At 65.3% G+C, this 19,350-nt stretch carries 17 protein-coding genes and 1 pseudogene; 13 read left to right on the forward strand and 5 right to left on the reverse strand.

The genetic code is table 11. From position 1 onward, the window contains the following. Positions 1–4 precede the first annotated feature (4 nt). The gene (locus BMW75_RS29275; RefSeq protein ID WP_139208589.1) at positions 5–307 is read right to left on the reverse strand and encodes a hypothetical protein; all 303 of its coding nucleotides are present in this window, start codon (positions 305–307) and stop codon (positions 5–7) included. 823 nt (positions 308–1,130) lie between these two features. Here BMW75_RS29275 and galU point away from each other — a divergent pair. From galU to BMW75_RS23415, 3 genes are all read left to right on the forward strand, one after another. Next, entirely contained in the window at positions 1,131–1,964 is an 834-nt protein-coding gene (gene galU / locus BMW75_RS23400; RefSeq protein WP_092582066.1) for a UTP--glucose-1-phosphate uridylyltransferase GalU, read from the forward strand. A 394-nt stretch (positions 1,965–2,358) separates the two neighbouring features. After that, complete coding sequence (locus tag BMW75_RS23410; RefSeq protein WP_092582067.1) at positions 2,359–2,574, forward strand: hypothetical protein; 216 nt, start codon at positions 2,359–2,361, stop codon at positions 2,572–2,574. 166 nt (positions 2,575–2,740) lie between these two features. After that, complete coding sequence (locus BMW75_RS23415; RefSeq protein WP_254792108.1) at positions 2,741–3,784, forward strand: FUSC family protein; 1,044 nt, start codon at positions 2,741–2,743, stop codon at positions 3,782–3,784. A 46-nt stretch (positions 3,785–3,830) separates the two neighbouring features. Here BMW75_RS23415 and BMW75_RS23420 read toward each other — a convergent pair whose 3' ends face one another. Then, positions 3,831–5,000, reverse strand: a complete 1,170-nt coding sequence (locus BMW75_RS23420; RefSeq protein ID WP_092582068.1) for a zinc-dependent alcohol dehydrogenase — start codon at positions 4,998–5,000, stop codon at positions 3,831–3,833. A gap of 304 nt (positions 5,001–5,304) precedes the next feature. On the opposite strand from BMW75_RS23420, the gene glf reads away from it, so the two are divergent. The 4 genes from glf (at position 5,305) to BMW75_RS23440 (ending at position 11,645) form a co-directional block, all read left to right on the forward strand. Beyond that, positions 5,305–7,689 (forward strand): UDP-galactopyranose mutase, encoded by a 2,385-nt coding sequence (gene glf / locus BMW75_RS30005; protein ID WP_175493252.1) that lies wholly within the window; start codon positions 5,305–5,307, stop codon positions 7,687–7,689. Continuing rightward, positions 7,686–8,840, forward strand: a complete 1,155-nt coding sequence (locus tag BMW75_RS23430; protein WP_175493253.1) for a beta-glucosidase — start codon at positions 7,686–7,688, stop codon at positions 8,838–8,840. Before glf ends, BMW75_RS23430 begins: the two co-directional genes overlap by 4 nt. A gap of 2 nt (positions 8,841–8,842) precedes the next feature. Further along, entirely contained in the window at positions 8,843–10,639 is a 1,797-nt protein-coding gene (locus tag BMW75_RS23435) for an ABC transporter ATP-binding protein (protein ID WP_092582070.1), read from the forward strand. 190 nt (positions 10,640–10,829) lie between these two features. Next, positions 10,830–11,645: a DUF2243 domain-containing protein gene (locus BMW75_RS23440; protein ID WP_092582071.1), complete on the forward strand. Its 816-nt coding sequence runs from the start codon at positions 10,830–10,832 to the stop codon at positions 11,643–11,645. A 70-nt stretch (positions 11,646–11,715) separates the two neighbouring features. Here BMW75_RS23440 and BMW75_RS30010 read toward each other — a convergent pair whose 3' ends face one another. Further along, positions 11,716–13,287 (reverse strand): SDR family oxidoreductase, encoded by a 1,572-nt coding sequence (locus BMW75_RS30010; RefSeq protein ID WP_371467537.1) that lies wholly within the window; start codon positions 13,285–13,287, stop codon positions 11,716–11,718. A gap of 94 nt (positions 13,288–13,381) precedes the next feature. Here BMW75_RS30010 and BMW75_RS23450 point away from each other — a divergent pair, with 94 nt between their 5' ends. The 4 genes and pseudogenes from BMW75_RS23450 to BMW75_RS23465 all read left to right on the forward strand — a co-directional run bounded on the left by BMW75_RS23450 (position 13,382) and on the right by BMW75_RS23465 (position 16,736). Next, positions 13,382–14,695: an SDR family oxidoreductase gene (locus BMW75_RS23450; RefSeq protein ID WP_092582072.1), complete on the forward strand. Its 1,314-nt coding sequence runs from the start codon at positions 13,382–13,384 to the stop codon at positions 14,693–14,695. Then, positions 14,683–15,147, forward strand: a complete 465-nt coding sequence (locus tag BMW75_RS23455; RefSeq protein WP_092582073.1) for a DUF2269 family protein — start codon at positions 14,683–14,685, stop codon at positions 15,145–15,147. Before BMW75_RS23450 ends, BMW75_RS23455 begins: the two co-directional genes overlap by 13 nt. Positions 15,148–15,232: 85 nt before the next feature. Beyond that, positions 15,233–15,763 (forward strand): annotated as a pseudogene (locus tag BMW75_RS23460) (ferritin-like domain-containing protein). 79 nt (positions 15,764–15,842) lie between these two features. Continuing rightward, complete coding sequence (locus BMW75_RS23465) at positions 15,843–16,736, forward strand: manganese catalase family protein (protein ID WP_092582074.1); 894 nt, start codon at positions 15,843–15,845, stop codon at positions 16,734–16,736. Between the two features lie 385 nt (positions 16,737–17,121). Here the strand turns inward: BMW75_RS23465 and BMW75_RS23470 are convergent, their stop codons facing one another. Together BMW75_RS23470 and BMW75_RS29895 are read right to left on the reverse strand one after the other, a co-directional pair. Then, on the reverse strand, positions 17,122–17,628 hold the full coding sequence (locus BMW75_RS23470) for a YciE/YciF ferroxidase family protein (RefSeq protein ID WP_092582075.1): 507 nt from the start codon (positions 17,626–17,628) through the stop codon (positions 17,122–17,124). 328 nt (positions 17,629–17,956) lie between these two features. Continuing rightward, positions 17,957–18,079: a hypothetical protein gene (locus BMW75_RS29895; protein WP_256381726.1), complete on the reverse strand. Its 123-nt coding sequence runs from the start codon at positions 18,077–18,079 to the stop codon at positions 17,957–17,959. Positions 18,080–18,548: 469 nt separating this feature from the next. On the opposite strand from BMW75_RS29895, the gene BMW75_RS23475 reads away from it, so the two are divergent. Together BMW75_RS23475 and BMW75_RS23480 are read left to right on the forward strand one after the other, a co-directional pair. Further along, the gene (locus BMW75_RS23475) at positions 18,549–18,740 is read left to right on the forward strand and encodes a DUF3008 family protein (RefSeq protein ID WP_081259841.1); all 192 of its coding nucleotides are present in this window, start codon (positions 18,549–18,551) and stop codon (positions 18,738–18,740) included. A 368-nt stretch (positions 18,741–19,108) separates the two neighbouring features. Further along, the coding region (locus BMW75_RS23480) for a transposase (RefSeq protein WP_139208590.1) at positions 19,109–19,350 on the forward strand (242 nt) is incomplete at its 3' end.

Here is a 19,350-nt window from a genome sequence, read left to right on the forward strand (position 1 = left end):
TTCTTCAACCGTCGACATTTAGCAGAATGATGGCGTAGTCGACGACGGAGTCGACCAAAACTCTGTATTGGTCGCCGGGGGGATACCGGGGGTTCATGTGGATCTCGTAAAGTGCAAACGCAGAATTGTCGGCAAGCGGCGTTCCGTTAAGCCTTGATGCCAGGATGCGCTTGCCGGCGAAAGGATGGCCGGTGGGCACCCGGGGTAATTTTCTGCAGACGGTGGTGCGAGCCAGCACCCAAATTTTCGGTGCGCGACAAAGGTGGCCGCCCTCCCGCATCACATAGCAATCAAGCTTCCAGATCATACGCGACACGGGACCATGGAAGTGCGATCATATCTTGGCTGGCTAGCCAGCTAGCAAACTGCAAGGCACGGCGTACCCGCCCGCGTATCCCGTCTGATAGTGGACCGCGCAGTGTGCCTTTCGGACGCAGGCGCTCGAGGAAGCTCGTTAGTCCGATTCAGGCCTGTGATGATGTTTACATGCTCATGGACATACAGGTGATGATTATGAAAACCGCTTCTCCAAAGGAGCCACCGGTGAGCAAATTTCAAACCGAAGCTCAGCAGCGTGCCGCTCCCCGCCGTCCCGCTGAGACGGCCCCCACCCCCTCCAGTTCTAAGAAGTGCGTGCCTCAAAGCCCACGTTTGCACACCGACTGGAAGAAATAGAGCAGTTGTCGTCCGAAAGCCCTGGTTTCCAGGGCTTTTCGTTTGTCGACCATAGGTCACTCCGTCCGCAGTTCGCCAAGGTCGAACCTACCGAGCAGCGAACGACTTGGCACGGCCTGAAGTCCTGAAAACTGGCCTCCGAGTGCGGTAGCTATCCTCGACCTTGATCCCACGAGATTACCGAACCGTCGAGATAAGCTACTTGCTATGCGCGGTGCATACCGCTGAGGAGAGAGCCATTGACGACCGGTCATCAACAAAGGGAGGCTGGTGGCTGTGATCCTCGCCGGATAGGCCGTCCGCCGTCGTGCTACTCGCCCTCTCGATGGTGTATGCCCATGTCCCATGCCGTCCCCAATTCTGTTACAGCATTATCAGACGGCACGGAATTTGCTGGAAACCCCATTCATAGGCAGCCCATCCCTGGCGCCGCCCGGGTACAGAGGGCATTAGCAATGCAACCCATACGAAAAGCTGTATTCCCCGTCGCGGGCCTGGGCACCCGCTTTCTTCCGGCCACCAAGGCCATGCCCAAGGAAATGCTGCCCATCGTCGACCGGCCCTTGATCCAGTACGCCGTCGAGGAAGCCGTCGCGGCCGGCATCACCGAGCTGATCTTCGTCACGGGGCGCAACAAGCGCGCCATCGAAGACCATTTCGACCGCGTGCCGGAACTCGAATACGACCTGGAAGCCAAAAACAAGAAGGCGCTGCTGGAAACCGTGCGCAACGTGATCCCGGACAGCATCAAATGCGTCTACACGCGCCAACCGGCCGCGCTGGGCCTGGGCCACGCGGTGCTGTGCGCGGCGACCATCGTCGGCAACGAGCCCTTCGCCGTCCTGCTTGCGGACGACCTGATCGACGCCGACGCCCCCGTCATCGGCGAGATGATGAAGGTCGCCCGCGAATTCGAGGGCAGCGTCCTGGCCGTCCAGCAGGTTCCCAAAGCCCATACCAACCAGTACGGCATCGTGTCCGGCGCCCGCAAGGCGCACGGCGTCCTGAGCCTGACGGGCATCGTGGAAAAGCCCAAGCCTGAAGACGCGCCAACGGACCTGGCCGTGGTCGGGCGGTACATCCTGGAGCCCGAGATATTCGGTCTGCTCGAAAGCACGCAGGCCGGCGTGGGCGGCGAAATCCAGTTGACCGACGGCATCGCTGCCCTGCTCGCGTCGCGCAACGTCTACGGCTTCCAATACGAGGGCGTGCGTTACGACTGCGGCAGCAAGGAAGGCTTTTACCGCGCCACCATGGAGATCGGGCGCAAGTATCACAATCTTGGCTAATGACGGGATGCCCCGGGGCGCCCCCTGGCGTTCCGGACCTTCCCCCCACCCACGTATACCCACATTCAACTTGGCGCCCGCGATTGGGACTGCCAGGTCCAGTTCTATGACGCGGTCCTGCGCCCGCACTACGCTGCCGACTTCTACGCGGCCTACTGCCGCGATCCGGAAGGCAACAAGCTGGCCTTCGTCTGCGCCTCGGGCGACGTGTAAACCCGGCCAGGCCCGGGAAATTTTTACCGCGCTTCCCGTCATACCCGCCCCAGCTTCCACCCCTTCGGACCTGCACCGGCGCAGGCACGCCGTTTGCGATTCAGCCGTGCGCGCCGAGATCGTTCACCCGGCTGATGACCCGCCGTCCGGCGCAATCCCTACATCCGACAGGAAGCCGCTTATGCCCAACTCCAAACCTGCCCCCGCTCCCAACCCGCCGCCTTCGCCCCACGTGGACCGCGCCGAGACCGGTTTCACGGGCCAGCCGACCGAGGACGGGCCTCCGTCCGGGGACGTCAACCAGAATCCCGACACCAATTCCGGCTATCCCGCCGGCGGGTCGCAGGCGCCCGCGGGCAAGGATCCGTACGGCCGGCCCAAGAAGTCCGAGTCCTGAGCGTTCTTGCCCCGCTGGCCTTGAGCGACCGCACGTGCAGTCCGCGTGCGGTCGCTTCCATCTGGGCGCTCCCGTTTCAGGCGGCCGCGGGCCCCGCCCGTGCGCCGTCGTGTCGGCAGAGATCAAGTTGCTAATGAATTCTCTTTTTTCCCATTTCCGGAAACGTGTGGCCGCTTGCCGCAATGCGATCGGACAGGACAGCGTCCGCCTGCCGCTGCAGACAGTCACGGCCGTGCTGCTGGCTTACGGCTGGATGACCTGGCGGCAGATGCCGGACGTGGCGTGGGGCGCGTTCTCGGCCCTGTTCGTGGTGCGCGCCACCGTCGAAGGCACCGTGGGCGAGGCTGCCGCGCGCATCCTGGGCGCGATGATCGGCGTGGCGCTGGGTATCGCGCTCGTGCCGCTTGTCGCGGCCGCCAATATCCCCGCGCCGTGGAGCATCGTGGCCGGCGTCGGGGCCGCCGCGTGCCTGTCGATACGTTGGCCGGCCCTGAGCTACAGCCTGGTCACTGCGACTATCCTGACCGTCACGCCGGACGCCGACATCCTGGCGGGCGCGCTGAACAAGACCATGGCCATCGTGGCGGGGTCGATTGCCGGCATCGTGGCCGCGTTCGCCGTGCTGCCGCTGTCGGCCCGGTACAGCATGCGTTACAACCTCGCCGCCTCGCTGCAGCTGTATGGGGATCTGCTGGTCGAATGGGCCGCGGCGCTGAACGAGGGCCGGGCGCGGCCGCGGCCCCGCGACAAGCCCGCCCTGGAGCGTGCGCATTGGCGCGCCCAGGACATGGCGCGCCAGTCGCGCGTGCTGCCCGTGCATTTCTTCGGGTGGGACACACAGACCCATCGCCTGCAGGATCGCATCGAGGAACTCTGGCTGACCGTCCCGCTGATGGAACGCGTGGGTGGCGTGGCGTTGACCGACAACGTCTGCCGCCGGCTCGGTCCCGCGCTGCACGCGGTCGCGCTGGCGGCGCGGCAGCAGATCGACGGGCTGGCCCGGGCCATCCGCGACAAGGGCGCCGAAGCGCCCATGTGCCGTACCGGTGAGCCCTTTGCGCACCTGGATGAAGCCGTCCAGGAAGCTGCGGGCGGCGGCGGCTTCACGCCTGCCGAGCGCGCCGCCGTGGATCTCGTCCGCTGGTCCTGGCACGAAGTCACGCGGGAACTGGACGCCTTGTGCGACACCCTGCACCCGGACTCGCGCTAACGCCCGTCGCGCAGCCCGGCCGCCCAGCGGCGACCGGAGTGCGGAATCAGGGCGTCAACACCACCTTGATGCAGCGATCCTCCTTGTCGCGGAACGTCTTGTACAGGTCCGGCCCGGCCTCCAGCTTGGCGCGGTGCGTGATGACAAAGGACGGATCGATCTTGCCCTGCACGATGAGATCGAGCAGCTCGTCCGTCCAGCGCCGCACGTGGGTCTGGCCCATGCGCCACGTCAGCCCCTTGTTCATCGACGCGCCAAACGGAATCTTGTCGATCATCCCGCCATACACGCCGGGCACGGACAGGATGCCGGCGGGCCGGCAGACATACATCATTTCGCGCAGGACGTGGGGCCGGTCCGTCTCCGCCCCGACGGCCTGCTTCACGCGGTCGTAAAGATGCTCCATCGAACTGCTGGCGTGCGATTCCATACCAACGGCGTCGATGCATTTCTCCGGCCCCTTGCCACTAGTCAGTTCCTTCAACCGTTCCACGACGTCTTCGTCCTGGAAGTTGATCGTGACGGCGCCGCAATCGCGCGCCATCTGGAGCCTCTCGGGCACCGATTCAATGCAGATCACCTGGCGGGCGCCAAGCAGAATGGCGCTCTGGATCGCCATCTGGCCCACGGGCCCACCACCCCAGACGGCGACGGTGTCGGTCGACTCGATGTCGCACTGCTTGGCAGCCTGCCACCCGGTGGGCAGGATGTCCCCCAGAAATAGCACCTGCTCATCCGACAGTTCGTCGGGCACCTGCACGTGCGTGGAATCGGCGAACGGTACGCGCACGTATTCTGCCTGGCCGCCGGCATAGCCGCCCGTCAGGTGCGTGTAGCCGAACAGCCCGGCCGTCGTGTGACCGAACATTTTGGCCGCCTGCGCCGCATTGCGGTTCGTGCGCTCGCAGACCGAGAAGTTGCCTTTCTTGCACTGGTCGCATTCGCCGCACGTAATGGTGAACGGGATCACCACCCGGTCGCCGATTTTCAGGTTTTGCGCCTGGGCGCCGACTTCCACGACTTCGCCCATGAACTCGTGGCCCATGATGTCGCCGGATTTCATGCCGGGCATGAAACCATCGAACAGATGCAGGTCGGATCCGCAGATCGCGCACGCGCTCACCTTGATGATGGCGTCGCGCGGGTGTTCCAGCACGGGATCAGGAACCGTGTCGTAGCGGATGTCGTGTTTGCCGTGCCAGCAAAGTGCTTTCATCGGAATCTCCTTTGACGTGACCGCAGCAGGCGATCAGGCGTGGCGCAGCAACTGCCATGCCGCGGGAGGCCGATTTCCCAAAGCCTTTGCCCAGGCGACGTGCACGAACGCAGAACTTGCAACGTCGGGCGAAAAATCTCCAAGGGCAGCCGTGCCCCGCGCGCAACGGCGGCCGCACCGCAGGTTGGCGCGTCGCGCGCTTCGGCACGCAGCTTGCGACGTGCTGGCACACGCTCTCGGTGTGATCCCCGGCGCGAGCCGCTGCCCATCACCGGACCCATCCCATCCGTTTTTTGGAGTTCCCATGCGTACCGTCAATTCTCCAATTGGCGGCGCGCCGCACGCCCGCCCTCCCACCGCGCAGGAAGCACACACGGCGAACGGATGGCTGGCGCGCGAGCGCCCTGCAATTCTGTGTTTTTCCCATCTGCGCTGGAACTTCGTGCACCAGCGGCCCCAGCACCTGATGACGCGCTTTGCGCGCAGCCATGCCGTGTTCTACATCGAGGAGCCCGTCTGGGAAGCCGCCGCCCGTCACGGATGGCTGGAGTCCACGCACGAGGATGGCGTCACCGTCATCACGCCGCACGTGGCGCGAGAAAGCGCGCTTCAGGACCAACGGCGCCTGCTCGCGCAACTGGTGCGCGAACACGGACTCGTCACACCGGTCCTGTGGTACTACACGCCGATGAGCCTGCCCTGCACCGAAGACCTGGAGGCCGGGCTGGTCGTCTACGACTGCATGGATGAACTGTCCGCCTTTCGCGGCGCGCCGCCTGAACTCGTCACGCTGGAGCGCCAGCTGCTGGCGCACGCCGACGTGGTTTTCACGGGCGGCCACAGCCTGTACGAGGCCAAGCGCAGGCTGCATCCGAATGTGCATGCGTTTCCCAGCAGCGTGGACCGGCAGCATTTCGCGCGTGCCAGGACGTCCGCCACGATTCCTGGCGGCCTGCTCGCCATCGCCTCGCCGCGCCTAGGTTTCTATGGCGTGCTGGACGAGCGCTTCGACACTGACTTGCTCGCGCAGGCCGCCAGCATGCGGCCCGAATGGCAGTTCGTCCTGATCGGGCCCGTGGTCAAGATCGACCCCGCGACGCTGCCGCAGGCGCCCAACATCCATTACCTGGGTTCGCGCGGCTATGACCAGCTTCCCGACTACCTGGCAGGCTGGGATGTCGCCCTGATGCCTTTCGCGATGAACGAATCGACGCGCTACATCAGCCCCACCAAGACGCCGGAATACCTGGCGGCGGGCAAGCCCGTCGTCTCCACCCCGATCGCGGACGTCGTGCGCACCTATGGCGATTGTCCCGTCGTGCACATCGCCGCCGACGCGCGGGCTTTTGTCGATGCAATATCCCGCGCCCTGGAGGCCGCGGCGGATCCAGTCGCGTTGGCCCAGCATGCGGACCGCGCCCTGGAAGGCATGTCGTGGGATCGCAGCTGGGAAGGCATCTGCGACGCGATGAACCGCGCCTGGACAAGCTCGCCACGCGGCGCGCGGCACGCGCCCGACGGGCCGGCCGCTCTAGGGCGGCCGGCCAGGCTCACGCCGCATCACTATGACTGCCTGATCGTCGGCGCGGGCTATGCCGGCAGCGTGCTAGCGGAGCGCCTCGCCCGCGGCAGCGGCAAACGCGTCATGGTGGTGGACCGCCGCCCGCACATCGCCGGCAATGCATACGACTTCTACAACGAGGCCGGACTGCTCGTACATCGCTACGGACCCCACATCTTCCACACGAACTCGGACAAGGTGCTGCAATACCTGTCCCGGTTCACAGAATGGCGTCCCTACGAACACCGGGTTCTGGCGCGCACGGACCGCATGCTGGTGCCAATGCCGATCAACTTGACGACACTCGAGCGCCTGAACGGGCGGTGCTTTACCGCCGCCGAAGCCGAGCAGTACCTGCAGGCGGTGGCCGAGCCGGTGTCGATGGTCTCCAGCGCCGAGGACTACGTCGTTTCGCAGGTTGGCCGCGCCCTGTACGAAAAGTTCTTCCGCGGCTACACGCGCAAGCAATGGGGTCTGGACCCCTCGCAGCTCGATCGCTCCGTCGCCGCACGCGTGCCCACGCGGCTGTCGCGGGACGACCGCTACTTCACCGACCGCCACCAATGCATGCCGCTCAAGGGGTATACGCACATGTTCGAGCGCATGCTGGATCACCCGAACATCTCGCTCGCGCTCGGCATGGACTTCGAGGAGGCCAAATCGGCATTCATCTACGACGAACTGATCTACACCGGGCCCATCGACGAGTACTTCGGCTACTGCTTCGGCCCCCTGCCCTACCGGTCGCTGAAGTTCCGGCACGAAACGCTGGACGAGGAATGGCACCAACCCGTTGGCGTGGTCAACTACCCGGCAGAGGACGTGCCGTACACCCGCATCACTGAATACAAGCACCTGACGGGTCAGCACCATGCGAAAACGGCAGTGACCTACGAGTACCCTAGCGCGCAGGGCGATCCCTACTACCCCGTGCCGCGGCCCGAGAACACCGCGCTGTTCCGCCGGTATCAGGCCTTAGCGGACGCTTGCGAGGGGGTGCACTTTGTCGGCCGCCTGGCGACCTACCGCTACTACAACATGGACCAGGTCGTGGCGCAGGCGCTGACCACCTACGAGGAGGTGGCAAGCCGGCAGGCAGAACCGCGCAGCGAGCTTGTGGACGAATGAATCGACGCATGGGCTTTCAGAGCTTTCTGCAGGCGGGGTTCGAATGCTCCTGCCATCGATTTCCGGACGGCCGGCAGCTTGACCTGCTTGAGTCCACGGGCCATGCGAAGTGGGCGGCGCAGGACTACGCCGCGATCGCGGCGCTGGGGCTGCGGACGGCGCGGGACGGGGTGCGTTGGCACCTCGTCTGCCCGGCCGCCAACGTTTACGACTGGTCCCCGCTCCTACCGCTGCTGCGCGCGGCACGCGACAGCAGGGTGGAGGTGATCTGGGATCTGTGCCATTACGGCTGGCCGCCATGGCTGGACATCTGGTCGCCGGCCTTTCCCGAGGCGTTCGCCCGATACGCCGCCGCCGCCGCACGGTTGATTGCCGGAGAGACCGATATGCCGTCCTGGTACTGCCCGATCAACGAAATCTCGTACTGGAGCTGGGCCGGCGGCGACATGGCGCATTTCGGACCGTGCGCGCTGGGGCGCGGGCCCGAATTGAAGCGGCAGCTCGCGCGCGCGGCGATCCAGGCCAGCGACGCGATCCTGGAAGCCGAACCGTGCGCGCGGCTGGTCTGCGCGGAACCGCTAATCGCCATCCGGCCCGCGAGTCGGGGCGACATCCATGAAGCGACCGCGGCCAGCGAGGCGCAATTCGAGGCGCTCGACATGCTGTGCGGACGGGCGCACACCGGCCTGGGCGGCGACGAGCGCTATGTGGACGTCATCGGCCTGAACTACTACCCGCACAACCAGTGGCTGCACCGCAGTGCGCCGCTGCACTGGACCGACCCCCGCTACACGCCGCTGGCGCAGCTGCTGCAGGGTTGCGCGCACCGCTACGGCAAACCGCTATTCATCGCTGAGACCGGCGCCGAAGGCGTGGCGCGCACGCGCTGGGTGCGCTATGTCGCCGGCCAGGTGGCGCTGGCCCAGGCGCGCGGCGTCGACGTGGGGGGGATCTGCCTGTATCCCGTCACGGATTATCCCGGCTGGGAAGACGACCGCCACTGCCCGACCGGCCTGCTGAGCGCGCCTGCCGCGGACGGCCGGCGCAGCGTCTACGCGCCGCTGGAAATCGAACTGCGCGCGCAGGCCGCCCGCGCCGGCAGCGGCCCCGCCGGTCTGCTTGCCGCGCCCCTGGCCGCCAACGGAGATTGACCATGCGCGACCTGCCCGCCCTGCCCTCGCATCCCACGGCCTTTCTCTGGCGCTATGTGCGCCAGCGGCCATGGGCGTTTGGCCTGCTGGGGCTGATTGTCGGCCTGGCCGGCGTGTGCTCGGTGACCGTGCAGTACGCCATGAAGCTCATCGTGGACGCCATGGCTGTCGGCGCCGCCGCGTCCGTGCAGGTGTGGTGGGCGCTTGGCCTGTTCCTGGCGCTGATCGCCGTCGAGGCCGCGCTGTGGCGTTGCGGCGGATGGCTGGGCTGCCGCAACATCGTTGCCGCCTGCGCCACGCTCAGGGTCGAAGTCTTCGAGCACCTCAGCCACCATTCCACCCGCTATTTCCGCCAGCATCACTCGGGCGCACTGGCCAACCGCATCTCGGCGACCGCGGGCGCCGCCGGCGCGATCTACGGATCCATGGTCTGGAGCATCGTGCCGCCCTGCGTCGACTTCCTGGGCGCGGTCGTGGTGCTCAGCACCGTGGACTGGCGCATGGCGGCCGCGCTGCTGGGTTTCGTCCTGGTATTGGCCGCCGTCATCATCTCATTCGGCGCGCGCGGGCGCAGCTTGCACCAGCAGTACGGCGAGCAGGCCGCCCATGTGGGCGGGGAAATCGTGGACGCGATCTCGAACATCTGGGCCGTGCAGGCATTTTCCGCGCAGGCCCGCGAGCGCGCCCGGCTTGAAAAGGCGCTGGGCGAGGAAGCGCGCGCGCAGCGCAGAAGCTGGATGTATGTTGAAAAGGCGCGCGTTATCCATGACGCCTGCCTGTGGCTCGTGGCGGGCGCCATGCTGTTCTGGGTGCTGCGGGCGTGGGAGCTGGGCCGCGCCAGTCCCGGCGACGTCGTGGTGGTGAGCGCATTGACATTCCGTATCCTGCACGGCTCGCGCGACCTGGCGCTGGCGCTGGTGGGCACCGCGCAGCAATTTGGCGTGATTGCCGAAATGCTGCGGATGGTGGGCCAGCCGCATTCTGTGCCGGATGTGCCCCGTGCCCAGCCCCTGCGCGATCCCGCCGGCGCCATCGTCTTCGAGGGCGTCCAGTACTCCTACCCGGACGGCTGCCATGCGCTGCGCGGCGTCACGCTGTCCATCCGGCCAGGCATGAAGGTGGGGCTGGTCGGCGCGTCCGGCGCGGGAAAGTCGACGCTGCTGTCGCTGTTGCAGCGCTCGGACGAGCCGCAGCAGGGCCGGATCCTGATCGGCGGCCAGGACATCCGCGAGGTCACGCTTGAAAGTCTGAAGGACGCGATCTCGGTTGTGCCGCAGGACGTGAGCCTGTTTCGCCGCACCATCATGGAGAACATCCGCTATGGCCGCCCCGAGGCCACCGAGGAAGAGGTCGTCGCGGCCGCGCGCCAAGCCCATTGCGATCCGTTCATCCAGCGTCTGCCGGAAGGCTACGCCAGCATCGTCGGCGAGCGCGGCGCGCTGCTGTCCGGCGGCGAACGGCAGCGCATCGGCATCGCCCGCGCGTTCCTGAAGGACGCCCCCATCCTGCTGCTGGACGAAGCCACGTCCGCGCTAGACAGCTATTCCGAACAGCTCATCAAGGAAGCGCTGGCCGAACTGATGCGCAGCCGCACAGTCGTGGCCGTGGCGCACCGCTTGTCGTCCCTCACCCGGTATGACCGGATCGTGGTCGTGGACGCAGGCCGCATCGTGGAGGACGGCCCGTTGGACGAGCTGCTGTCGGCGCGGGGGCCGCTGCGCGCGCTGTGGGATCTGCAGGTGGGCCACGGCCAACGCAGTGGCCAGGACGGCGTGCATCCGGTTCCCACCCCCGCCTGAGCGCGAAGCGGAGCCGCCTGGCGGGGTTGCGCCTTGGAGGTTGTCGCGCGCGCTTGGCTCGCGCGATGGCCTTGCCGGTCTTTCCCGCCGCCCCCCGCAGGAATGGGACATGCGGAGGGTGCGGCGGCTGGACGCAAGTCCCTGCGCGCGGCCAAGCCGCCTCCATTGCGGCGCCCTACAAGGAACCCTCATGGAACTCGTTCGCCCGCCCGATGACCCCGCCGCCCCCCGCCGCCTGCGGCGCGCCAGCTTCCTGCTGGGCTTTTCCATGGGCGGCTTCTTCGATGGCATCCTGCTTCACCAGATCCTGCAATGGCACCACCTGCTCTCGGGTGTGCAGACCGGGGCGCTCGGATCCCTGAGCGCCCAGGTCGCCATGGACGGGGTCTTTCATGCCATCATGTACGTCATTGCCGCCGCCGGACTCATCGAGCTCTTTCGCGCCCGGTCGGCCGTGTCGTCCAGTGCGCCGATCCGTCCGCGCTGGGGCCACTTCTGGATCGGCTTCGGCGTCTGGCACATCACCGACGCGCTGCTCTCGCACTGGATCACCGGCATCCATCGCATCAAGATGGACGCCGAGAATCTTCTGGTCTGGGATCTTGCGTGGTTTGTCGTCTTTGGCGTGGCGCCTCTGCTGTACGGCTGGCGGACCCGCCATCATCGTCGTCCGCCGCCCAATGGCGGCGCGGGCAAGACCATCGCCAGCCTGTTCGCCGTCGCCGTCCTGGCCGGCGGGATGGTCAACCTGTTTCCGCTGCGCTCGGACGCCGACACCACCGTGATCGCGCTGCGGCCGGGCGCCTCGGCCGGCGCGATGTTCCAGGCGCTCGCCGACACGGACGCACGTGTCGTCTGGTCGGACCCGCAAGGGCTAGTCTGGGTCATGACCGCCATCCCGACTGCGCAGAAGCTGGGCCTCTTCGCCTCTGGCGCCATGTATGTAAGCGGGTCTGTGGTGCCGGCAGGATGCTCGGCGTGGTTGAAGGCCGGCGCGTCGAGCTGATGTCGCCGTCACGTTTTTATCCATGTCGCGGCGCAGGGGGCCGACGCCGGACCCGTGCGCGCTTCGAAACTCAGCGGCGCCCGCGCAACAGCCAGCACGCCGCGCCGCCTATCACCACGGCGGCCGCCACGAGCGAAGTGCTGGGCTGGTGCATGGCCATCTTCGTGTACACACTCTTGCGGCCGGATTGAGGTTCAGCGGCATGCGATCCGCCGCCTTCATACAGCGAGTCCGAACCACCGTCGGCCACCGCCTCGCCGCGCTGCTGGCGGAACAGCCAGCCCGCCATGCGATCTGCAAGCGACGGCATGTTCTGGCCCAGCGTCGAAATGGCGCGTGAGGCGCTGCCCACGTACAAATCCCGCGTCGGATGTACAGCCGCATGCAGAATGGCGTCGGCCACGGCTTCCGGCGCATAGACCGGCGGCGGCAGGGCCGGCTGGACGTCCATGTAGTTGCGCGCGTGCGACGTGAAGCCGGTGGCTACCGAGGCGGGCTTGATGAGCGTGACCGAGACCGGCGCACCTTCCTCCCGCAACTCCATGCGCAGCGCGTCCGTGAAACCCTTGACCGCATGCTTGGCGGCCGAATAAGCCCCTTGCAGCGGCACGGCACGATCCGACACCTCGCTGCCCACGTTGATCAGTGCGCCGCCGGACGATTTCATATGCCGCACCGCCACCATGGATCCGTACACCACGCCCCAGTAGTCCGTATCGAACAGCTTGCGCTGGTCTTCGAGGGGCACCGATTCAAGCGTGCCGAAGATCGAGACGCCCGCGTTGTTGACCCAGGTGTCGACGCGTCCGTAGCTGTCGATGGCGCGCTCGAGAATACGGTTGTGATCGTCCTGCACACCGACGTCGGCCGTCACGCTGACCGCCGAGCCGCCCGCGCGCACGATGTCGTTCAACACGTCGTTGAGTGCGTTCTGCTGACGTCCGACCAGCACGACTTTCGCGCCGCGCTCCGCGGCCATCCTGGCCGTTGCGGCGCCAATGCCGCTGCTCGCGCCGGTGATGACCATGACCTGGTCACGTAGCGGTTTCAGTTTCAGTTTCATTGAGTGCTCCCGGTCGGCAACGCGAGGATCGCGCTGTGGGAATGGCCAGCAATCCCCATTCCTGGCCCCTCCCGCGGCGGCGTGGGCGTCGGCCGTCCCCGCCCGGCGGCGTTCGCGTGCGCGCCACGCCAGCGATCCCAGCGCAATCCCCAGGCCGAACGCCCCATAGACAAGCACAAGGTCCATGGTGCTCAGGCGATGCTCGAAACCCGGCGTCAAGCGCTGCGGCGTCGCGCGGTAGTCCACAAAGCAGGCCACCGCCGCACCGGCCAGGCCGGCCACGATCGCCGGCCCCGGCCGGTAGGTGGCGGGCATCCCTAGCGTGCTACGCGCGTGCAGCACGCCCCAGAAAACCGCCGCGGAATGGTGAATGGCATAGCCAAGGGCCGTATGCCGCCAGGTGGGCGCATCGGCGTGCAACGCCGGCCGTCCCCATATCCAGTGGCTGGTCGAATTGGTGGGCGCCGTCCAGCTTGCGGTTTGCCTGCGGCCGGCGAGCGCCAATACCAGCGTTGACAGCACGCTGGCGGCGGATCCACTGACGGCGCCCTCCCGCAACGCAGTGAGCCATAGGTTCATGAGCATTCCTTATCGAAGGAGACGGGCACGGAGCTTGCGGCGCCCCGCAGCGCTACGGCGGCGCGAACGTGCGCGTACGCCAGGGAGGATCGGCGTGAAAATCTTGTTGACGGGCGCAAGCGGTTTTATCGGGGGCAGCCTCGTCCCCGCCTTGCTGGCCGAGGGACACACGCTGCTGTGCCCGGTGCGGCACCCGCCGCCTCCCAACGCGGGAACCGACGCAACTTTCATACCCATGGACTTCGGGCGAGCCCAGTCCGAGGACGACTGGATGTCGCTGCTTGAAGATGTGGACGCGGTCATCAATACCGTCGGCATATTCCGCGAGCGGCGGACCGGGGATTTTGCCGCCGTCCACACATGCGCGCCGCAGGCCCTGTTCCGCGCCGCGCAGCGGCAAGCCGTCAAGTTCGTGATCCAGTTCTCGGCGTTGGGGTCGGATGCTAGAGCAACCAGTGGCTTTCACCTGAGCAAGCGCGCCGCGGACGATGCTTTGCGGCTGTCAAACATGCCGGCGGCAATAGTTCAGCCGTCCCTGGTTTACGGCCCGGGCGGCGCGAGCGCCGCGCTATTCAATCGCCTTAGCGTGCTGCCGGCGCTGCCGCTGGCCGGAGGCGGACGCCAGGCGGTGCAGCCCGTGCATCTGGACGATGTGATCGCCGGCGTGCTGGCGCTGTTGCGCAACCCGCCGCAAGCGCCCATCACGATCTCATTCTGCGGACCGGCGCCGATCACGCTGCGCGACTATCTGGCCGCGCTGCGGCGGGCATTGGGCATCAGCACCCGTCAACGCATCGTTCCGATCCCCATGTTCATGGCGAAGGGCCTGGCCGCCGCGGCGTCGATGCTGCCCGGCACCCTGATCGATCCCACGGCCTTGTCCATGCTGGAGCGCGGCAACACCGCCGACCCGTCGCCCTTTTCCGCGCTGATCGGCCGCCCGCCTCGCGCGCCGGACGGCTTCGTCGCGCGCGCAGCCCTGGACGGCGAACGCGCGAGCGCGCGTCTGGCTGTCACGCTGCCGCTGCTGCGATTCAGCATCGCGCTGGTGTGGCTGTGGACGGCCGCGGTCTCCTTCGGCCTGTATCCGGTGGCGGCCAGCTTGGATCTGCTGCATCGGACCGGCGTGCCGGTCATCCTTGCGCCCATCGCGCTGTACTGCGCCGCAACGCTCGATCTGGCGTTCGGCGTGATGACGCTCGTGCTGCACGGGCGCGCCCGGCAGTGGCTGTGGATTGCCCAGGCAACTCTCATCGCGGGCTACACCGCGATCATCACCGTGCGGCTGCCCGAGTTCTGGATGCATCCCTTCGGCCCTTTGTCGAAAAATTTACCGATGCTGGCAACGTTGGCGCTGCTGTATGTGCATGAACCCGTCACGTCCAGGAAACGCGAATGGAATACCTGACCTTCAAGCTCATTCATGTGCTTTCGTCGACGCTGCTGTTCGGCACAGGCATCGGCTCGGCGTTTTACCTGCTGTGCGTGGTGCTGCGTCGGGACGTTCACGTGATCGCCGTCGTGGCGCGTCTGGTGGTGGTGGCCGACTGGCTCTTCACCGCAACCACGGCCGTGCTGCAACCTCTCACGGGCCTGTATCTGGTTCACCTCATGCAGATGCCGCTGTCCACACCTTGGGTCGGTTGGTCGTTGGGGCTGTATGTCGTCGCCATCGCATGCTGGCTGCCCGTGGTGCGTTTGCAGTTGCTGATGCGCGATGCCGCCGCGGCGGCAGACCAATCAGGCACGCCACTGCGCGCGCCGTTCTGGCGCTGGTTTGCCTGGTGGGTGGCACTGGGCGCGGTCGCCTTCGTTGCGTTTCTGGCCATCTTCTACCTGATGGTGTTCAAGCCGGCATGACGCCTCGCGCGCGATGCCCGCCAGGAACGTTTGTTGCGGCGTCGGTTCGCCGTCCACCGCATATCAGGACGACACTCTCAGGAGAATGCAATGGAAAAAAAGTGATACCAGTAGCGCGGCCGAGCATCTATTGGACTGGCTGCGCGACGCACACGCGATGGAAGAGCAGGCAGAACCTATGCTGACCGTCTGGCCGGCCGCATCGAGACCTATCCCGAGGTCGAGCGGCGGATCGAGCGTCACATCGTCGAAACGCGCGAGCAGCAACGCCTGATACGCAGTTGCATCGAACGGCTCTGTGGCGACACGCCGATGTTCAAGGATCTGACCGGCAAGATGATGGCGACGGTCCAGGGGGTTTTCGGGCGCCTTCGCCAGCGACGAGATCTTGGCGGGCGCGATGTTTAGTTACGCGTTCGAGAACCTCGAGATCGCGGCGTACAGCCAGCTGGTGGAGGCCGCCAAGTTCGTCGGCGATGCGGAGACGGCTGCTGTCTGCGAATGCATCCTGCAGGAAATGCGCGTCATGGCCGAGTGGATTGAGCACAACATGCCGGGCCTCATGCGTCAGTTTCTCTTTCGCGCCGAGGACCCGGAAAGCCAGGCCAAACGTTGAATCACACCCCGCACGGCACGTAGGCGAACGCGCCGCGCACCACGCACCCCGGTGGAGCACCGGGTATCAGGAGAACGTTATGTTTGCACACAACAAACGACTGCAATATACGGTTCGCGTCAGCGAGACCAACCCAGGCCTTGCCAATCTGCTGCTGGAGCAGTTTGGCGGCCCGCAGGGCGAACTCGCGGCGGCCTGTCGCTATTTCACCCAGGCGCTTGCCGAGGACGATCCCGGACGCAAGGACATGCTGCTGGACATTGCGACCGAAGAGCTGAGCCATCTGGAAGTGATTGGCACGCTGGTAGCGATGCTGAACAAGGGCGCCAAGGGCGTATTGTCCGAGGCCACGGAATCCGAGGCCGAGATCTACCGGCGCCTGAACGGTCCGGGCAACGACTCGCACGTCACGCAGGTGCTCTACGGTGGCGGACCCGCACTGGTCAATTCGGGCGGCCAATTGTGGACTGCCGGCTATATCGATACCATCGGCGATCCGTCGGCGGACCTGCGGTCGAACATCGCCGCCGAGGCGCGCGCCAAGATCATCTATGAACGGTTGATCAACGCCACCGACGATCCCGGCGTGAAGGACGCGCTGGGCTTCCTGATGACCCGCGAGGTGTCGCACCAGCGCTCATTCGAAAAGGCGCTGTACTCGATGGAGCCGAACTTCCCGCCCGGCAAGCTGCCTGGCGACCCGCGTTTTTCCTCGGTGTACTTCAACATGTCACAGGGCGAAGGCGACATGCGCGGTCCGTGGAACAGCGACGCCAACTTCGAGTACATCTCCGATCGCGAGGAACAGGGGTCCGTCGACGGTGACGGCATGCCAAACGTCAACCTGACGGAGGACGAAGTGCTGGCGCTGCAAGCGATGGCGGCACGGACCGCCTCTGATCCGAGCAGTGATCCGGTGACGGGCACGGAACTCGGCCAGGTGAATGCGGCCGATGACGTGCAGAAGCCGTAATAAGACGCGGCTCTCTGTCGCCTGCGATCCCCGCTCATGCACCCGCTGCAAGGCGGGCTTTTTTTTGGGATGCGCCGGGACAGTTACGCTATTCAGGACCGGACGTCGACGGGCGGTGAGTCAGTCGTCGCGTTGTCGGGATCCCCTGACAGCCTCGGGTTCGTGCCGGGAGGAAACTGGCGGCCGGCGACGGCGCGCTTCGGGTCGGCAGGGGCGATCCCACAGCGTGGGTTCACCGAGCCGGGCGGGCGCGGGAAGAAGTTTCTTCAGCAAGTTTCATGCTGCGATCCCGAATACCCGCCCGCGGCACGCGTTTTGGATAGCTGCACTGCGCCCCAAGGGACGCAGAGCCGATATCGGCCCGGAAGGCTGCAGGCGAAGTGCATTACTTGCCCTTGCCCGCCTTGACCGCTTCGGCATTGGTCTGCTGTAGCGCTAGCATGCTCAGTTTCTCGTCGGTGGCCTTTTCTTCAGCGAGGGTTTCTTTCAACAGCGTCAAGGCCTCGGCCTCGCCCAACTGCTTGGCAAAGGTGCAAAGCGTGCCATAGCTGGCGATTTCGTAATGCTCCACTTTCTGCGCCGCCGCAATCAGCGCGGCATCGCGCACCGGCCCTTCTTCGACCTCTTCTATGACGTCCTTGCCTTCCTCCACCAAGCCTTCCATGGCGGCGCACTTGATGCGCTTTAGACGGAACTCGGCGCCCTCAACGATTTTGTCGATACGCTCGATCTGTCCGCGCGTCTCTTCAAGGTGCGTGGTAAATGCTTCCGCCAGCGCCTGGTCGGAAGCGGCGCGGGCCATCTTCGGCAACGCACGGGTCAATTGCTTTTCGGCGCTGTAGACATCCGACAGTTCGTGAATAAACAGTTCTTTCAAAGTCTTCTGGCTCATGATCACTCCAATATGCGGATCGAGGGGGAAGCGGGCCATGCCCACCCGGTGTACAGCAAGGGGCATGCCGGACAGCCTTGCGCCAATGGCGGCCGGGCCGGCCTGCTTGAGTGGTCAGGCGCCGGTGCGGACGCCGGCGCCAGATCGGGCTCTGAAGAGTCCCTTACTTCTTCGCATAGACGCTTTGCTGCAGCGCCTTGCCGGCCTGCAGATAGTTCTGCAGGTTAGGCAGTGTCTCGGTCGCGAACTGCTTGGCTCGGGATCCTGCACTTGCGGCGAGACCTCTTCAAATAGCTTTACCACTGCCTCATGCGCGTCCGCGCCAATCTCATCCGCGCAGGCCCAGGGCCTTAAGCTTGGCGGTGTACATGGGCGGATTCTTCGGCGGCTCAAGGCCCTCGCTCTTGGCCAGGGATTCGAGCTGCTGACCTACCCTGGGTATGGTCGTCAATCGTCTTCTGCGTGAAGTGCTCGACCTCGGGGTTCTTCGACTTTTCCAGTCGCCATCTCGCTGCCCGACTCGTCACGGCCGCCCATGTCATGCTGGCCCGGGTGGAAAACCATAAAGCGGTCTGTGGCCCATGCGCCCGCCTGTGCCGAGACTGCGCCCGCAGCTGTGAAGGCCTCGACGGAATGGAAGATTGTGCGCGCGCTTGTAAAGAGTGCGCCAACCTGTGTGACAAGATGGCGGCATGACGGCGCTACCGCGTCCTGGCACGCCTCACCCGCCAAAAGTGGCGAATTTGCGACGGAATGCGTCACTCGCCGCAGCGCCGTCATGAGTTCGGACTTCATGGTGTCGCGGTCAAACGAGTCGAGGGAACGTGAAATCGTCTCGCACCTATGTCAGTTATCGGCACGAGATTTGCGGACCACCAATTGCGTTAAGTGAACCGGTATTTTCCTTCGGAGAAAAGTTTATGCCAGCAAAATCAAAATCCCAGCAACAGGCAGCCGGCATCGCGCTCGCTGCTAAGCGCGGCGACAAGAAAGTCGGAGAACTTAAAGGACCTGCCAAGTCGATGTATGAGTCAATGAGCCAGAAAGAACTACACGACTTTGCAGGCACGAAAACCAAGGGGAAGCCCGAGCATAAGTCTTCAAAGTCCTAGCGGTGATCGCCGACTCAAGAGCGCGGGTGGAGCTTCGTCCAGCCTACCCGCTCTTCTCCATGCCAGTCGAGCTGGGTGTAGCAGCATTGGGCACTCCCTTGGTTGCCGCAAAGTAAGCTGTTCGGCGCATGAGGGTAGCGCGTGTTCGTCGGCCAAGAAGTTTTGCTTATTGGCGGTACATCCGTCCCCTGCACAGATAACGAAGCGTGGGGCACATTCACAAAGCTTGTTTGGCGCCGCTGACCGGCAGCTTTCGGTCGGAAGCTGTGCGGCATCGATGGCCGCTTACGACCGAGGCTGTGTGAAAACTCTTTGACGCCGCTACGGTGATCTAGATAGAGTTTGGTATCTCGATCCCGGGAGTCGACATGCCCCGATTCATCGAAGGTCAGGACCGGCAGCAGGTAGCGTTGATCCCGGAATGCCTGGATGACTTCATCGCCGACGACAACCCGGTGCGCATAATCGACGCATTCGTCGACGAGCTCAACCTGGCATTGCTCGGATTTGAGAAGGCGGCGCCAGCAGCTACCGGCCGCCCGTCGTATCACCCGGCTGTGCTGCTGAAGATCTACATCTACGGCTACTTAAATCGGGTCCAGTCCAGTCG

Origin of the sequence: Achromobacter sp. NFACC18-2 (assembly GCF_900108985.1) — a bacterium.
Lineage (GTDB): Bacteria > Pseudomonadota > Gammaproteobacteria > Burkholderiales > Burkholderiaceae_B > Achromobacter.

Bases quoted from the DNA above. Each gene is read 5' to 3' on its own strand.
- BMW75_RS29275 (WP_139208589.1), bottom strand. From the start codon at position 307: ATGATCTGGAAGCTTGATTGCTATGTGATGCGGGAGGGCGGCCACCTT.
- BMW75_RS23455 (WP_092582073.1), top strand. From the start codon at position 14,683: ATGGAATACCTGACCTTCAAGCTCATTCATGTGCTTTCGTCGACGCTG.
- glf (WP_175493252.1), top strand. From the start codon at position 5,305: ATGCGTACCGTCAATTCTCCAATTGGCGGCGCGCCGCACGCCCGCCCT.
- BMW75_RS23435 (WP_092582070.1), top strand. From the start codon at position 8,843: ATGCGCGACCTGCCCGCCCTGCCCTCGCATCCCACGGCCTTTCTCTGG.
- BMW75_RS23430 (WP_175493253.1), top strand. From the start codon at position 7,686: ATGAATCGACGCATGGGCTTTCAGAGCTTTCTGCAGGCGGGGTTCGAA.
- BMW75_RS23410 (WP_092582067.1), top strand. From the start codon at position 2,359: ATGCCCAACTCCAAACCTGCCCCCGCTCCCAACCCGCCGCCTTCGCCC.
- BMW75_RS30010 (WP_371467537.1), bottom strand. From the start codon at position 13,287: ATGAACCTATGGCTCACTGCGTTGCGGGAGGGCGCCGTCAGTGGATCC.
- BMW75_RS23465 (WP_092582074.1), top strand. From the start codon at position 15,843: ATGTTTGCACACAACAAACGACTGCAATATACGGTTCGCGTCAGCGAG.
- galU (WP_092582066.1), top strand. From the start codon at position 1,131: ATGCAACCCATACGAAAAGCTGTATTCCCCGTCGCGGGCCTGGGCACC.
- BMW75_RS23440 (WP_092582071.1), top strand. From the start codon at position 10,830: ATGGAACTCGTTCGCCCGCCCGATGACCCCGCCGCCCCCCGCCGCCTG.
- BMW75_RS23475 (WP_081259841.1), top strand. From the start codon at position 18,549: ATGCCAGCAAAATCAAAATCCCAGCAACAGGCAGCCGGCATCGCGCTC.
- BMW75_RS23470 (WP_092582075.1), bottom strand. From the start codon at position 17,628: ATGAGCCAGAAGACTTTGAAAGAACTGTTTATTCACGAACTGTCGGAT.
- BMW75_RS23420 (WP_092582068.1), bottom strand. From the start codon at position 5,000: ATGAAAGCACTTTGCTGGCACGGCAAACACGACATCCGCTACGACACG.